Origin of the sequence: Kitasatospora sp. NPDC092286 (genome assembly GCF_044755565.1) — a bacterium.
GTDB lineage: Bacteria > Actinomycetota > Actinomycetes > Streptomycetales > Streptomycetaceae > Kitasatospora.
Genome location: NZ_JBIVRD010000077.1, coordinates 1 through 14,939, shown reverse-complemented (window position 1 = coordinate 14,939; position 14,939 = coordinate 1). Strand labels below are relative to the sequence as shown.

The window sequence follows — 14,939 nt, the reverse complement described above, 5'->3', positions numbered from 1 at the left end:
CCCGTTGCGCTGAGAGGCGCACGGCGGGTTCGGAGAGCGGTCCGGGGAAACGGACCGGGAGCAATCCCGGCACCGCGCCCCGGGCCGACTCACCAGCCCGATCTTCGGCAGGTCGAGCTCGGCGGTGCGCTTGCGGAGCTGGTCGAGGACCCACTGGGGCCGCAGCGGCGTTCCGCCCGGGCGGGCGAAGACCAGGCCTTCGAGCCGGCCGTCGGGGTGGGCGTTCATCTGGATGGCGGCCTGGCGATGGAGGGCGGCCATGACTCTGGGGGAGAGGCTGATCCAGGCGCGGCTGGCCTCGGTCTTGGGTTCGCGGAGGTGGATCTTGCCGTTGTTGATGGCGGCGAGGGTCCAGCGGACGAACAGTTTGCGGTCCATGAGGTGGACGTCGGACCAGTGGAGGGCGAGGACCTCGCCGCGGCGCATGCCGGTGCCGAGCATGACTTCGAACAGGTCGGTCAGCTGGTCCGCGTACTGCTCCACACCGTGCTGCAGGAAGGTCGCGGCCTGCTCGGGGGTCCAGCAGGTGCGCTCGGCTGCGCGAGGCTTGGGCGGCACGGAGTGCTTGGCGGGGTTGTAGCGCAGGCGCCATGAGCGCACCGCGGCGTTCAGCGCATTGCGCAGGGTGGACACGGCCCGGTAGACGGTGACGCGCCCGCGCTGTGCTTCCAGCTGGGCGGTGACCCAGTCGTCGATGTGTTCCGGGCGCAGGTCGAGGAGCCGGAGGTGGCCGAAGGCGGGGATGAGGTCGCGCTCGACGCACGCGGCGTAGCCGGCGTACGTGTTCGGCGCGAGGTGCGGCTTTCTCGTGGCCAGCCACTCGCGCAGGTAGCTCGCGACGGTGGTGCGACGGCTCTCGTAGACTCCGCGCAGCTCACCGTCGAGCACCGCGGCCATCTCGCGGGCCGCCTCCGCCCGGGTGGTGAACCCGCCCCGTCGACGGGTCCTTCGCCTCCCGTCTTCCGGGGCGAGGTCGACGCAGTACGTCCACGACCCGTGACCCGCCTCCTTCACCAGTCGCACGCACCACGGACCCAGCTGGTTGCCGTGCCCGTCCGTACACCCGCACCGCCGGTAGACCCGACCCCGCCGCGCACGCTGTCCCATGAGCTTCCCCTTCTGTCGATCGGGTGATCCGGGACCAAGAGTCGCTGCCTGGTCGGGCGTGGCGGCAGAGCGTGAGAGGCGGTGCGCGACGTAGTCACAACCACACGGCGACGACACGCTCAAGACGACACACCGCCCGGAAGATCACTATGCGCAACCGATGGGTAAGCGACCATGATCCGCCCGCAGGACCGGGCCCCGCAGGCCGGCCGACGGCATCGACGCAGGGGCAGTCGGGCAGGTACGACGCCGCTTGCTGAAGGGCCGACAGGTTCCGATCACAGGCAGTAGCCGCGGCTGGGCGCCCGGTCTGGGGACCACTTTGGGACCACATCCGATGAGCGCCTATGGGCGCCCATGGTCCGAAACGGACACTTCTGCACGAAGTGAACACTGAGCAACTGTCAGCTGACTGTGGCTGCGCTTCAGTCGTGAAGTCCCAACTCACTTGGTCCCCAGGGTAGTTGAGCAAGAGAAAAGCCGAGGCCTTGAGGCCTCGGCTGCCGACAATAGTTGAACCCCTTGACTGGGGGTCAAGGGGTCGCAGGTTCAAATCCTGTCGTCCCGACAGTGATGTCGGAAGGCCGTTGGCCGGGAGAAATCCCAGGCCAGCGGCCTTTTTGTTGATGGCCCGACAGGTGATGGGCGGCTGCGATGCCGCCGCTTTGCGATCTTGCTGGGGACCAGCCGGGGACCGCAGCCATCGGCCGAGGGCCGCCGCAACCCGGTGCGGCGGCTGCGCGTTCGCACCTACACGAGGTCGCCGGCCTGCCAGCCCGGGGGGACCTTGGGCAGGCCGATCAGGGCGTCGATGTTCAGGTGCTCGGCGAGCAGGGCCTTGAGGTTGCGGCCGTCGATGAGGCGAAGGCGGCCGTTGCGGTGGGCGAAGTCATAGCTGTCCTTGCCGAACCACGAGGTGGTGACGACGATGCCGTAGCCGGCGCCCTTGTCCTGCATGACGCCCGACATGGCGCGGACGGTGTTCACCGGGACCACGTTCTTGGAGCGTTTGGCCTGGATGGCGAAGATGGTGGATCCGGTCGGGTCGGCCAATGTCGCGACGGCGTCCACACCGTCGTCGCGGGAGCCCTGGGTGCGCCAGGTCTCGTAGCCCATGGCTTCGAAGAGTTCGCGGACCAGGCGTTCGAAGTCGTAGGGGTTCATCCGGAGCAGGTCGGGCCGGCTGTCGAGGGTGGCTACCACGGCCGTGTCGGTGATGATGCGGTAGCGGGACAGGTCCGCCTCGACGATGGGTGTGACCGGTTCCAGGTCGTGAGGGTGCTTGGAGACGGTGGCTCCGAGCCGGTGGAGGCACTGCTGCGGGTCGAGACGCGGTTCGTCCAGGACCAGTTCGGCGAAGTCCTTGCGCTGGGCGACGACGCTGACGACGCACGCCCGGACGGCCTGGCCGGTCGTCGGATCGGTGGCGTTGACGCGGCCGTTGAGGATGACGGTCTCCACGAATGCTGCCGGTGTGGCGGTGAACGCCTCGTCCAGCGCCCGGAGGGCCAGGCGGGCCACCAGCCGGGCGTAGGCGTCGTGGACTTCGGCTTGTTTGGCGGGTTGGGGGACGACCTCGGCCCGCTGGGCGACGTAGCGGTAGGAGGCCACCGCGGGGACGATCTCGTGGTTCGGAAGCTCGACGTCGACCAGGAGTTGCTGGGCCTCGGGGGTGTAGACCGCGCGGGATGCCGTTCGGCACCCAGGGGGCACGGGGGACCGCTGCAGCAGGTCTTCGACCATCTCTGCGACGCCCTGGGGACCCTCGTGGATGAACGCCTGCTCGACGTGGGGATGCCACAGTTCAAGGCCCTCGGGTCGTAGGAGCAGGACCGTCTCCAGTTCCTCGCGGCGCAGGTTGCACTCGGCGGTGCCCGCCTCGGCCATGGCTTTGAGCCGGGCCGTCTCCGCTTGCCGGGCTTGCCGCTGGGCCTCCTTCTCGGCTTGGGCGTCCTCGCGCTTCCTTGCTTCCTCCGCCCGGCGGCGGGCCGCCTGGCGCTTGGCCAACTCGGCCTCCACGCGGGCGGCTTCCTTGGCGCGGGCGGCCTCCTCACGTTGGAGGTGCTTCTCGCCGGCGGCCAGGAGCCGGGCGTGTTCGACGACAGGGTCCACCTTCCGTTTCCTGGGACGGGGCTGAGCCGCCGGCGCGGAGGCCGCCTGGCCGTTCGTCGGCTGCTGCGTCCCGCGCTGCGCCTCCGCGGTTCGTGCCTGCTGCTTCAGGCGGTACGCCTCGGCGAGGATTTCCGCCACAGTCTTTCGGCGTGCCACCCAGTCCACCCCCTGGTCCATGACAGCGCGAACCCGCGTGGGGTCCGTGCTGCCTGCGCGATATGACAGCAGCCCTACCCGGATGGGGCCGCCGGAAATCCGCTGTGCGGTCGGAGCGGGGTCGGAGCAAGCGGTGGGTGGCATTGTGCTGGCACCGTCGAGGAGATGGAGCGCTCATTCGGGTGGGAGGGGAGCGGGGTTGCCGTCGCGCGACGCTACCTCGCGGTTGCACAGGTCGAGTACGGCGTCCAGCGGCACGGTGATGCCAGAGGCTCGAAGGCTGCCGTGGATGTTGCGTGCCGTCTGCTCGCAGTGCAGAAGCCGGACCCAGGGTTCCGCACCTTGCTCGTTGTCTGTCACAAGTCCACTTCTACAACAGCGTGGTTGACGATGACAGGCTCGCTGCCGTAGGTAGATGGTGAGCGGCGAGACCTCGGAGGCTGCCCGTTACGGCCGTCTACTGGACGAGACGTAGATGACGAACGGGCGCCTCGGTCGCTGCCGCCTGCGAGGTAGTCCGGTCTGCTGACAGGTGCCTGCTGAGGGTTCGGCCGGCGTTCTCGATGGAGCTCTTGTCCGGGTGGAGGTAGCGCTGGGTGGTGGTGATGTGGCCGTGGCCGGCGATCTTCTGGAGGACGTGGATGGGGACGCCGGCGTCCGCGAGCCAGGTGAGGCCGGTGTGCCGGAGGTCGTGGCGGCGCAGGTACTCGTAGCCGAGGCTGACGACGACTTCGTCCCAGTGGGTGGCGTCGCGGAGGATGGCGGTGGTGATGCGTCCGCCGCGTGGTCCGGTGAAGAGGCGGGCCATGGGGTCGTTGCCGACCACGTTCATGCGCCAGTTCACGAGGTCGCGGATCTCTTCGATGACGGGGACGGTGCGCCGCCGCTTTCCCTTGGTGCCCTTGTCGATGAGGCCGCCGGGGCCGGTGGTGGTCTGGCGGCACAAGTCCCAGGTCCAGTCGAAGCGGTTGATGTCCTTGACGCGGACGCCGGAGACTTCGCCGATGCGGGCGGCGGTGCATGCGGCGAAGCGGACGATGTCGCCCCAGCCGCGGTAGTGGTTGTGGGAGCGTTCGACGAGGGCGTTGGCGAGTTCGTTGAGGGCGTCCCAGTCGGCGAGGGCGAGGGAGCGGGGGTCGTCGAGTTCGTCCTCGGCTTTCTTGTAGAGGCGCTGCCAGCCGCTCATCCGTGAGGGGTTGAAGTCGATGAGGCCGTCGCGGACGGCTTGCTCCATGATGCGGACGAGTGGGGCGAGGCTGTTCTTGACGGAGGAGATGCTGAGCCCGTCGGCGATCCACGAGTGGAGCGCCCGGTCGGTGATGCCGTTGGTGATGCTGGTGACGGGTATGTGGCCGAGGATCGGGGTGACGCGCAGCTTCCAGCCGGCGGCGTAGGGGTCGAGGGTGGTGGTCTCCAGGCCGCGCATCGCAAGGTCCCAGTTCTCGTCGCCGTACTCGGCGAGGGTCATGGTGAGGGTTGCGGGGGTGATACCGCGTGCTGCTGCCCGTTGCATGCGGGCGATCCAGGCCTCGGCTTCGGTCTCCGTGGGGACGGAGGAGGAAGCCGACTTGCGACCGCCGCCGTTGGGGTCCGTCCAGCGCACGCGGGCGCGGTAGCGGAACTGTGGGCGGCGGTCAGGGCGGTGCTCGATGTCGGTGGTGAGATCGACACCCATGGGGACGAGCCGGGTGTGGTCGGACATTCAGGCTGCCTCAGATGGGTCGGTGCGCTTCTGGGCGAGCCACAGCTGGGTGTCGGGGATGCTGTAGAGGTAGAGCCGGGGCGCGATCTGGACGAAGGGCGGTCCCTGCGGGGGAGTGGCGGAGCGCCAGCGCCGCAGGGTCGAGGGGTCGACCTTCAACAGTGCGGCGAGTTCCTCGGTCGAGTACCAGCCGCTGTGCAGGAGGTCGAACTCCGATGCCGGATCGGCCTGGTGCGCGGGGTCGGTGGCGGCTGGGGTCGGAACCGAGAGCCGGCTTACGGCGGGAACGCGGGGTCGGGCGTACATGGTCTCCCTCTGGCGGGGTGGTGGAGCCGCTTGGGCTCGGCCGGGCACGCCTACAGTCACCTGTCCGCCTGGACGGGCGGAACAGGGGTTGGCGTGCTGAACGGGGCAGACCGTACGCACGTGATGTTCTTCGAAGCGCGTCGAGACCCGGCGGGCATACCGGGTGGAAGGCGACCTGATGTCTGTGACCGCCGAGGACGGCCTACGGCCGCCGGGAGTCTGCGCAGGTCACCCAGGGCTGAGGGGCGCTTCTCGGTGCTGGCTGCGATGCACGCCGCAGGTGGCGCTCTTGCCTGGTGGGTCGCGGCCGGAGCACCCGGCGAAGGCCCGGGAGTACCCTGAAAGCGACGGCAGGCGAAGAGTCGCGGCTACGTTCCGTGACGAATGTAAGGAGTGCTGGCCAGTCGGCGCCCTACGTCGAGCCGAGGCTAACTCAAGAGCTGCGGACTTTTAATCCGTAGGCCTGCGGATTCCTCTCTGGACATCACTTTCTTGATCGTAGGCCCCTTGACCTGGGAAGGCGTCCGTCACGGAGTGGGGGACTGGCTTGGGTGGGGTCCCGTGATGGGTGGCGAGTGAGGCGCGCGTGGGGCGGCAAAGCACGCCGACGAAACGTCAATAACTCACTCTGAGCTACGGATTCTTCTGCCTGCAATGGCGGCGGGGCGGATCCCTGAGCGCCGCTTGCGCGTCTTGGGCTGACTACGGATGCCTCTGGAGATCATCCGAGCTGCGTCGATCACCACGCGGGCCGTCGCTTCTGCGCTGAGATGGGCCGTCTCGGGCAGGACCGACGTGTAGGTGTCGGCAGTGGTGACGATCGTCGAGTGACCCAACTGGGCCTGGATGACTTTGAGATCGGATCCGCCGGTCAGGGCAAGGCTTGCCGCGCCGTGGCGCAGGTCGTGGAGGCGGACCGGCGGTAGGCCACTTCTGCGAACCATGCCCTGGAAGACGTGACCGACGTGGTCCGGGCGCAGCGGACTCCCGTAGACGTCGGTGAATACGTATCCGGATTCATTCCATTCAATTCCCGCTGCGAGTTTCTCCCTCCTCTGCTGATTACGGTGAGTGCTCAAGATACGGACGGTGCTCCCGTCGAGGGCGATCGTTCGTTCGCCGGCACGAGTCTTGACGGGGCAGGCCTCAAGGCGGCCGTTCTCTCGTTGCTGTAGCTGCCTGGCGACCGTGAGCGTTCGGCCGGAGGCGTCGAAGTCCGACCAGCGGAGGCCTACGCCTTCCCCGCGACGTAGGCCACGCAGCGCGTACAGGTGATACAACGCGTACAAGCGGTGCCCGCTCGCGTAGGCGAGGAAGGCAGCGGTCTGGGCCGGCGTCCACACAGCGACGGGAGGGCGCTCGCCTGTTCGCTCCCACTCCGCCACTCGACCATCGGTCCACACCACCGGGTGAGGGCGCGGCGCCCTCGGCAGGTCGAGGTGTCGCGCCGGGTTGGTGGTCAGCATCTCGTTGCGTACGGCAACGTTGAGGGCGGCACGCAAGGTCGCCTGGATCCGGCGTAGCGTGCCCGCGCTTATCGGCCGGCCCGCGCTCTGGTGCCGACGGACGATGCTGCTGAAGGCCTGCTGGACGCCCTCGTTGGTCAGCTCGCAGAGCAGTTCGTGGCCGAGCAGCGGAACGAGGTACTGCTCCAGGTGCTTGCGGTAGCCGCGCGCGGTCGACGGCCGAAGGTGCGGCTCCACGGTGCTGTACCAGCGCAGCAGCCACTGGCCGGTGGTGAGGAGCTCGCCCTGGCGCACGCGGTCGCGGTCGCGCAGGCGCTGGAGAGCCTCGGTGGCGTCCTTGCGGGTGCGATACCCGCCCCGACGCAGGCGGGAGCGGTGATCGTCGACGGTCGCGGGCCGTGGCATCGCGAGATACCAGGAACCGTGGCCGCGGCGGTGGAGGTCAGGGCAGGTCCTTCCGAGCTGTCGACCAGTGCGGGAGTCCCGGCAACCGCACCGCTTGTAGATCGTTCCAGAGCCACGCATGGTGTCCTCCTTCCGGACTTGAGGGTGGACGCACAGCCAGTGTGGACCTGCGGCGTCGCAAGGCGGCCCCTGCCCGGGAGCCCCGGGATGCGCGGAGAGGACATCGCGGCCTTGTCCGGGGGGAGGGAAGCCGGCCGGGACGCGTGGCCCCGGGTGCCGAACGCCGGCCGTGGATCTCGGCAATGCTCCTACGACGAACCGTCCCCAGTGGTAGGACATAGGCGACCGGGGGACGCGTACTGGCGATGGGGGGACTGTGGGCTGGCGCGAGGAAACGGTGACGGCGCTCGATTCCTGGCTCGCCGCAGAAGGCGGCACCGGGCGCAAGCCCTACTGGCGGATACTGGGACGCGCTGTCGCAGCCGGCCCCGGCGAGTACGCCATCGACATCCGCGGCCTCACCATCAACGCCGACCAACTCCAGACCGACAGCCTCCGCCTCGCGGAACCGGATGAGAACACGGTCGAAGACGGCCACCCCGTCCTCGACGTCACCCACGACGGCACCGCCCTGCGCATCCGCGTGCCCGACTTCGCAGACCCCGCCGACCCCTGCCTGTGGCTCCACCAGCAACCCGCGACGTTCCTCGTCAAGTCCCTGCGCGACGGTATCGCCGGCATCACCGACGACGGCCTCGCCGGCCTGCTCGCCCGCGGAGAGCCCGGCGGGCGACTCTCACCGCACGGCCTGCCGTCGGGCACCCTCCTGCCGGCCCAGGACCTCGCCTACCGCGCGTGCGTCGGCACCGGCCTGTGGCTCGTGTGGGGCCCACCCGGCACAGGCAAGACCTCGGTCCTCAAACGCGCCATCAGTGACCTCATCTCCGCCGGAAAGCGCGTGCTCCTGGTGTCGGCGACCAACATCGCCGTCGACAACGCCCTCCTCGGCGTCGTGAAGGAACAGCGCCACTCTCCCGGGCAACTGGTCCGCGTCGGCCCACCGCACCTGAAACAGATCGCCGACGACCCCGAGGTCTGCCTTCCCCTCATGGTGAGAGCAAAGCTCGCCGCCATCGGCGGGCAGCGCGAAGCCGTCGCCGCTGAACTCAGCGCCCAGCAACAACGAGCCCAGCACCTCGCCGCACTCACCCTCCGCCTCGCCGACTTCGACGCCGACCACTACACCCGCCAGCGTCAACGCCTCGACGATCCGACCCTCGCGGCGCAACACCTCACCGCCCAACTCGCCGCCTACTCCGACCAGCACCGCGACCTTCAGCCCCTCCTCACGCACGCCGAGGACCGGGCCGAGCAAGCCCGACAGAGCAGCGACAACGCCGCCGGCCACCGCGCCGCCTGGGCCGAGATCGACGCGCTGGAAGCCGAAACAGCCGACGTCGAAGAGGCCGCCACCAGCGCCGAGGCCCGTGCGCTCCTCGCACACCAGGAAGTAGCCGAGGCCCAGCAGGCCCTCGACGACCTCGAAGCCAAGAAGGGCCTGGCCAAACTCACTGCGCGCTCAGCCATCGCCGCCGCCGAGAAGCACCGCGACACCACCCTCGCACGCCACCAAGGCACCTTCGACAACGCCCGACAAGCCCGCGCCCTCGCCGACCGCCACCGCCTCCAGACCCACACCGCCATCACCCGGCTCAGCCGGCAGATCCCGCTCACCCGCGACGACCTGGCGGCCATCGACACCGAACTGCACCAGACCGACACCGCGCTCCGCCGGGCCCGCGACACCGAACAGGCCACGGCCGCCCGCCTCGTCCACCTCGACGAGCAACTGCGCCTCACCCTCGCCGCGTTCGACGACGTCAAGAAGGCCGAACGCCGCGGTCACCCGGCCACCCACCACGAAGCCCAGACCCTGCGGCCCCAGGTCGCCGCCGACACCACCCGCCAACCCGCGCTGATCAAGCAGCACCGCGAACTCCACGAACAGTACGAACGCCTCGCCCGCGACGCACAAGGCCAGATCATCCGCGAAGCCCGCCTCGTAGCCACCACCCTCGCCAGATTCCGCACCAACCCCACCGTCTTCGAAGGCCCCTACGACGTCGTCCTCGTCGACGAGGTCGGCGCCGCCACCCTGCCCGAAGTCCTCCTCGCCGTCGCCAAGGCCAAAAGCGCCGCCGTACTCCTCGGTGACTTCATGCAACTCGGCCCCGTGCTCCCCGAAGCCCTCAAAGGCAGCAGGCGCCCCGACATCCAACAGTGGCTCCTCACCGAGGTGTTCGAACACTGCCGCATCGACACACCGGCCGCCGCCCGCGCCAACCCCGGATGCATCAGCCTCGACGTCCAACACCGCTTCGGCCCCGACGTCATGCGCCTGGCCAACACCCTCGCCTACGACGGACTGCTCACCGGCGGGCCCACCGTCCAAGCCCGAGCCCGAACCAAGGCACAGGACGACGCAGAGATCGTCATCGTCGACACCGACGGACTTGGCGACCTCGCCCAGATCCACCACCACGGCCCGTCCAGCGGATGGTGGCCGGCCGGACTCCTCCTCGCCCGCACCCTCGTGGAACTCCACCGAGCCGACGGAGACACCACCGGCATCGTCACCCCCTACGGAGCACAGGCGGAAGCAACGCTCGCAGCCCTGCGAGACATCGAAGGCGACTCCGGACTCCTCGCCGAAGTCGGCACCGCCCACCGCTTCCAAGGCCGCGAGTTCCCCGTCGTCATCTTCGACCTCGTCGAGGAACGACACGGCCGCGGCATGTGGATGGCCCAGGCCTCACGCCGCCCGGGCAGCGGAGACTGGGCCCAAAACGGCCTCCGCCTGTTCAACGTCGCCACCACCCGCGTGCAGAACCGCCTGTACCTCATCGGCAGCCGCGACCGCATCCTGGCCGCACCCCACGACAGCGCCCTCGGAGCCGTCCGAGGGCTCATCGAAGCCGGCGCCGTCCGCACCATCCGAGCCGCCAACCTCGTCACCCCACTCGCAGCGCAGGCCCCCGGACTCGGCCCGGTCGGTACCCGCCTCGCGGACATCCTCAGCCGACACGTCGAAATCGCCGACGTCCAGGACGAAGTCTCCTTCTACAAGACCTTCGCCGACCGCCTCGCCGAAGCCAAGCACTCCCTGTGGATCTGGACCCCATGGGTCGCCAAGCGCGTACGAAGCCTGCTCCCCGCTCTGGAGGACGCCGTACGACGCGGCGTGCAGGTCACCGTCTTCGTCCGGGATCAGAGCGACCAGAACCAGCAGCGCTTCACCGAGTACCTCGACGAGCTGAAGGCCGTCACCCCCTCGGTGATCCCCGTCAACGTCATGCACCAGAAGATCGTCGTCATCGACGAGCAGACCGTGCTCCTCGGCAGCCTGAACGCCCTTTCCCAAAGCCACTCCCGCGAGATCATGCTGACAGTGCGAGGCGCCCATTTCGCCCGCAAGATCCTCGAGCATGAGCACGCAGAGGACTTCGCCCGCCCTCCGCGATGCGCCGGCTGTCAGGGAGACCAGCTCGACCTCAGGCGGGGCAAGGCCGGCTGGTACTGGCGCTGCTACGACAGGGCGTGTCCTGCCCGCAAGGGTGACCGAGGGTGGACTGTCCCAGTCCAGTTCACGACGTCCAGATCCAAGCGCGGAAATCGCTGAACGGAAGCGCCAGCCCTCCATGGCCTTCCCGGCGCGGTCCCGGAAGTCGCAACCGTTCGACGTTGGCGCTGTTCATCTACCGAGCCTCGAGTCAGCCAGGGACCTGGTCGCCCTCGGGCCCGGCGAGTCCGAGGGCGACCACTGCTGCCCGAGCGTGGACCGTCTCGGCGGACGCTTCGACAACTGCGCAGGTCAGCTAGCTTGATCCGCCAAGTGTGACAACCGCCTATCTTGCGAGGTCACTTGAGTCAGTGTCACGCGCTACTCTTATAAAAACTCGCCCGCATGTGTGGTGCGATTCTTATAAGACTCGGAGGGTTCGTGCTCCTCAACGCTGCTCTCGGCAATCCGGACGACAGCACACGACTGCTCGCCGACATGGGCCTGCGCCCTGAGTACTTCGACCGTGTTGTCCGCATGGGGGAGCGGTCCCGCGAACAATGCACCAGCGACGACCCGAAGAACGCCCGTGGCACCCAGGACTACCTGGCCCGCGTACGGGAGCTCCGCTTCCAACTCCGCACCGAAGAGGGCTGGAAGCGATACGATCCGCAGCAGGCGCCACTGATCGTCAACCCTGACAAGACCATCGGCATCGGAGTCCTGCTGGGAGATGCCCGAACGGGCCTTCCGGGCAACCCGCAGCCTCGCAGTCATCGGCCTGCCGGTGTCACCAAGGCAGCCGCCATCACCCGCAACCAGCACCTGCAGCAGCTTTCCCTGTTCACCCCCGCTGCCGGACCCGACGAAGTCCACCTGGATGACGATGAGTACGCCAACCTCGCCACCTGGTACCTCCTGACCCGCCGCATCGAGGGCCGGAAATCGAACATCGTGGAGATTCGCAGCGAGCTCTCGCTCCCGGACAGGGTGGGGCCAAAGGGGCGAATCGACAGCTGGAGGGCCCGAATCCTCCTTCCCGCCGTTCGAATCAAGAAGATCCAGGACTACACTGGCGATCAAGCCGCAAGCTACGTGGTAGACGTCCAAGAGCGGTGACAGCGAGCACATCGACCAGCTAAGGATGACGAGGAGCGATGATCAATTCCTCGCGCATCGTCGTCGCCCGCAAGCGGCGCGGCTACACCCTCAACGACCTCGCAACTCGTGCGGGAATCAGCCTCCAAAGCTTGTCGAACTACGAGCGTGGGCGGACCGAACCAACTGCCGAAAGCCTCGCGCAACTGGCGGCCGCCCTCGACTTCCCCGAGTCCTTCTTCTACCAGCCAGACCTGGACCCCATCCCACTCGAAGCCGTCTCCTTCAGAGCCCGCAGCAAGCTTGCCGCCGGCCCACGCGAAGGAGCCCTCGCGGCGAGCCGACTCGCCCTCGAACTCCACGACTGGATCGAAGACCGATTCAGGCTCCCCGCCGCGGACGTACCAACACTGGGAAAGCCGGACCCCGAGACCGCAGCCGAAATGGTCCGCGCCCGCTGGGGCCTAGGCCACGCCCCAGCCGGCAACATGGTCCACCTGCTCGAATCCCATGGCATCCGCGTCTTCTCCCTGCCCCCCGAATACACGGACGTCGACGCCTTCGCTACATGGCGACACGGCGTCCCTTTCGTCTTCCTAAGCACACTCAAGACGCCAGAACGTGGTCGCTTCGACGCCGCGCACGAGCTTGGCCACCTGGTCCTGCACGGCGAAGACCGTTCACTCGTCGGCCCTCAGGCCGAACAGGAAGCCAACGCCTTCGCCAGCGCGTTCCTCATGCCACGCACCAGCGTGCTCGACCACATGCCCCGCTCGCCCCTCGTCTCGCAGATCCTCCAGGCCAAGCCGATCTGGAACGTGTCCGCCCTCTCCCTCACCTACCGCCTGCACGACTTGGGCCTCCTCACCGACTGGCAATACCGGCGAACCGTCATCGACCTCGGAGAACGCGGCTACCGCACCGGCGAACCCAACGGCATGCCCGTCCGCGAAAGCTCTCAGCTCCTAGACAAGGTCTTCGCGAACCTGAAAGCCAAGGGCTGTGGGCTATCGGACGTTGCGAGAGAGCTTCACGTCACGCCCAAGGAACTGAGCAGCTGGGTCTTCGGTCTCATCGTGACCAGCAGGAACGGCAGCAACGAGCGGCCAGCCAGCGAAGGTGGCGGCACCCGCCCGAAGCTGACCCTCGTGCGCTGAGACTGGTGACCGACTTGACCGTCTGGTGAACGGGCCAATGATGTTGGCGCCGGTAAGGCCGGGGCGGACGTCTTGTGTCGAGCGCAAGCTGTCGCATATTCGGGCAGCGTCCTGTGCGGCTCGAGGCTGTGGTCGTGTCGGTGTCCCGGAATACGCTGTACGGCCATGGACTGGCTGGAGCGGGTAGCGAAGCTAAGACGGTGGACGAACAACGATGTTCGGGCGCCGCACAAACCGCTGTTGCTGCTGTACGCGCTGGGCAGCTTCCAGCGCGATGCCGACAGTGAACTGAGGTACAGCGCTGTCGAGGAGGAGCTGAAGCGGCTGCTCGAAGAGTACGGGCCGTCCCATCCGACCACTCCCGCGTACCCGTTTCACCATCTGGTCAGTGACGGCGTCTGGGAGGTCAGGACCGACCAGGGGCTGGGGAGCCCGGGGAGTGACGTGCGGGTCCTGCGCTCCAGCGGCGCGACCGGACGGCTCGCGTCCGAGTTGCGAACGGCGCTGAGGAAGGAGCCGGCGCTCATGGGCCGTCTGGCGCGGGTGCTCCTGGACTTCCACTTCCCGCCATCACTGCACGCCGACCTGTGCGAAGCCGTAGGCCTCGACCTGGACCCGGCCGAGGCCGCGGGCGTGACCGGAAACAGCCCGGGCGGGCGGGAGCGGGCGGCGCGACGGCAGCGGGACCGGCGCATGCGCGAAGTCGTCCTGACCGCGTATGAGTTCCAGTGCGCCTTCTGTGGCTACGACGGCATGCTGGGCGCGAGCACAGTCGGCCTGGAGGCGGCGCACGTGCGCTGGTGGTCCTACGACGGGCCGGACGAGGTCGACAACGGCCTGTGCCTGTGCTCGCTGCACCACAAGCTCTTCGACAAGGGCGTCCTGGGCCTGGGGGAGGGCCGCCGCATACTCGTCTCGCGGCGCTTCGTCGGGCGAAGCGAGGCCAGCAGGCAGCACGTGCTCGCCCTGGCCGGCCGACCGGTCATCGGCCCGCAAGCGGGGGTTCCTCCGGTCGCGGGCCGGCACCGGCAGTGGCACGCCGAACAGGTCTTCCGGGGTGAGGCCCGGGAGCCCCTGGCCCCGGCGCTTTCGGGCTGACAGAGGCCGCACGGTCGCTGACTGGTCAGAGACCGTACGCCGTCCGACCCCATCTCGGGTGGCCCGTTCCCGATCGCGCAGACTCGACGGGACCGTGTGTCCTGCCCGGAATCAGTGAGTGGTCATCGGCCGTGGGTGGCTCTGCTCCATCGCGCTCTGTCCTACCTGCTCCGTGACCAGCTCCCGAAGCTTGGCCCGCGTCTCCGAGTCCGTCGAGTACACCACCGTGCCGATCATTCCTCGCGTCAGCAGCACCTTGTAGGTGTTGCGGATCAGACGGTCGATGTCGGCATCGGTCGTGGACTTGCGGAAGACAGGGTCCTTGGAGGCCGTCCGGTCGGTGATCCAGCGGTCGGTGCGCCAGACGAGGTCCGGCCCGAGAATGACGCCGCTCCAGTCGTACTCGAAGCCCTGGGCGGTGTACACGCAGCCGACCTGGCCGAAGCCGGCCGGGTCGGTGGCCCACAACGCGGCGGGCGGGGCGCCGGCGATCGAGCGGTCGCCGTAGACGTTCCACGGCCGGGCCCAGTCACCGATGTGCACGTCGAGGGGCAGCGGGTCCCCTGGGGCCACCTTCGTCGTCCACTTCCAGCAGTACCCGGCCGACATGCGGGAGCCGTACCCCTCCGCGCGCCGGGCATCGAGGAACGCCTCCAGCTCCTGGGGACTGTCGACCACTGGGCTTTACCCCTGTTTGTGGACACTTCTGAGAAGCGGATCTTCGGGTCCGTGGAGAGGATGTCCTCATGGGTGCTGCGAGGTACTCGGGGGAG

The 14,939-nt window shown here is 68.4% G+C and carries 10 protein-coding genes and 1 pseudogene; 4 read left to right on the top strand and 7 right to left on the bottom strand.

All coding sequences use genetic code 11. The annotated features are described in order from the left end of the window. The 6 genes from ACIQIB_RS38420 to ACIQIB_RS38395 all read right to left on the bottom strand — a co-directional run. Positions 1–1,014, bottom strand: a 1,014-nt coding sequence (locus tag ACIQIB_RS38420) for a tyrosine-type recombinase/integrase (protein WP_400763983.1), incomplete at its 3' end; no start/stop codon positions are given. 843 nt (positions 1,015–1,857) lie between these two features. Continuing rightward, positions 1,858–3,219 (bottom strand): restriction endonuclease, encoded by a 1,362-nt coding sequence (locus ACIQIB_RS38415; RefSeq protein ID WP_400763981.1) that lies wholly within the window; start codon positions 3,217–3,219, stop codon positions 1,858–1,860. 330 nt (positions 3,220–3,549) lie between these two features. Beyond that, positions 3,550–3,735: a hypothetical protein gene (locus ACIQIB_RS38410; RefSeq protein WP_400763979.1), complete on the bottom strand. Its 186-nt coding sequence runs from the start codon at positions 3,733–3,735 to the stop codon at positions 3,550–3,552. A gap of 97 nt (positions 3,736–3,832) precedes the next feature. Further along, positions 3,833–5,077, bottom strand: a complete 1,245-nt coding sequence (locus ACIQIB_RS38405) for a tyrosine-type recombinase/integrase (protein WP_400763977.1) — start codon at positions 5,075–5,077, stop codon at positions 3,833–3,835. After that, a complete protein-coding gene (locus tag ACIQIB_RS38400) occupies positions 5,078–5,383 on the bottom strand; it encodes a helix-turn-helix domain-containing protein (RefSeq protein ID WP_329949490.1) in 306 nt (101 codons plus the stop codon). 623 nt (positions 5,384–6,006) lie between these two features. Further along, on the bottom strand, positions 6,007–7,254 hold the full coding sequence (locus ACIQIB_RS38395) for a tyrosine-type recombinase/integrase (protein WP_400763973.1): 1,248 nt from the start codon (positions 7,252–7,254) through the stop codon (positions 6,007–6,009). Positions 7,255–7,651: 397 nt separating this feature from the next. Here ACIQIB_RS38395 and ACIQIB_RS38390 point away from each other — a divergent pair, with 397 nt between their 5' ends. The 4 genes from ACIQIB_RS38390 (at position 7,652) to ACIQIB_RS38375 (ending at position 14,166) form a co-directional block, all read left to right on the top strand. Next, complete coding sequence (locus tag ACIQIB_RS38390; RefSeq protein ID WP_400763971.1) at positions 7,652–10,933, top strand: AAA domain-containing protein; 3,282 nt, start codon at positions 7,652–7,654, stop codon at positions 10,931–10,933. A gap of 321 nt (positions 10,934–11,254) precedes the next feature. Next, on the top strand, positions 11,255–11,932 hold the full coding sequence (locus tag ACIQIB_RS38385; protein WP_400763969.1) for a hypothetical protein: 678 nt from the start codon (positions 11,255–11,257) through the stop codon (positions 11,930–11,932). Positions 11,933–11,970: 38 nt separating this feature from the next. Further along, positions 11,971–13,068: a helix-turn-helix domain-containing protein gene (locus tag ACIQIB_RS38380; protein WP_400763966.1), complete on the top strand. Its 1,098-nt coding sequence runs from the start codon at positions 11,971–11,973 to the stop codon at positions 13,066–13,068. A 165-nt stretch (positions 13,069–13,233) separates the two neighbouring features. Then, the gene (locus ACIQIB_RS38375; RefSeq protein ID WP_400763964.1) at positions 13,234–14,166 is read left to right on the top strand and encodes a phosphorothioated DNA-binding restriction endonuclease; all 933 of its coding nucleotides are present in this window, start codon (positions 13,234–13,236) and stop codon (positions 14,164–14,166) included. Between the two features lie 111 nt (positions 14,167–14,277). On the opposite strand, the pseudogene ACIQIB_RS38370 reads toward ACIQIB_RS38375, so the two are convergent. Continuing rightward, positions 14,278–14,844: pseudogene (locus ACIQIB_RS38370) on the bottom strand (DNA/RNA helicase domain-containing protein); the annotation flags it as partial. Between the last annotated feature and the right edge of the window lie 95 nt (positions 14,845–14,939).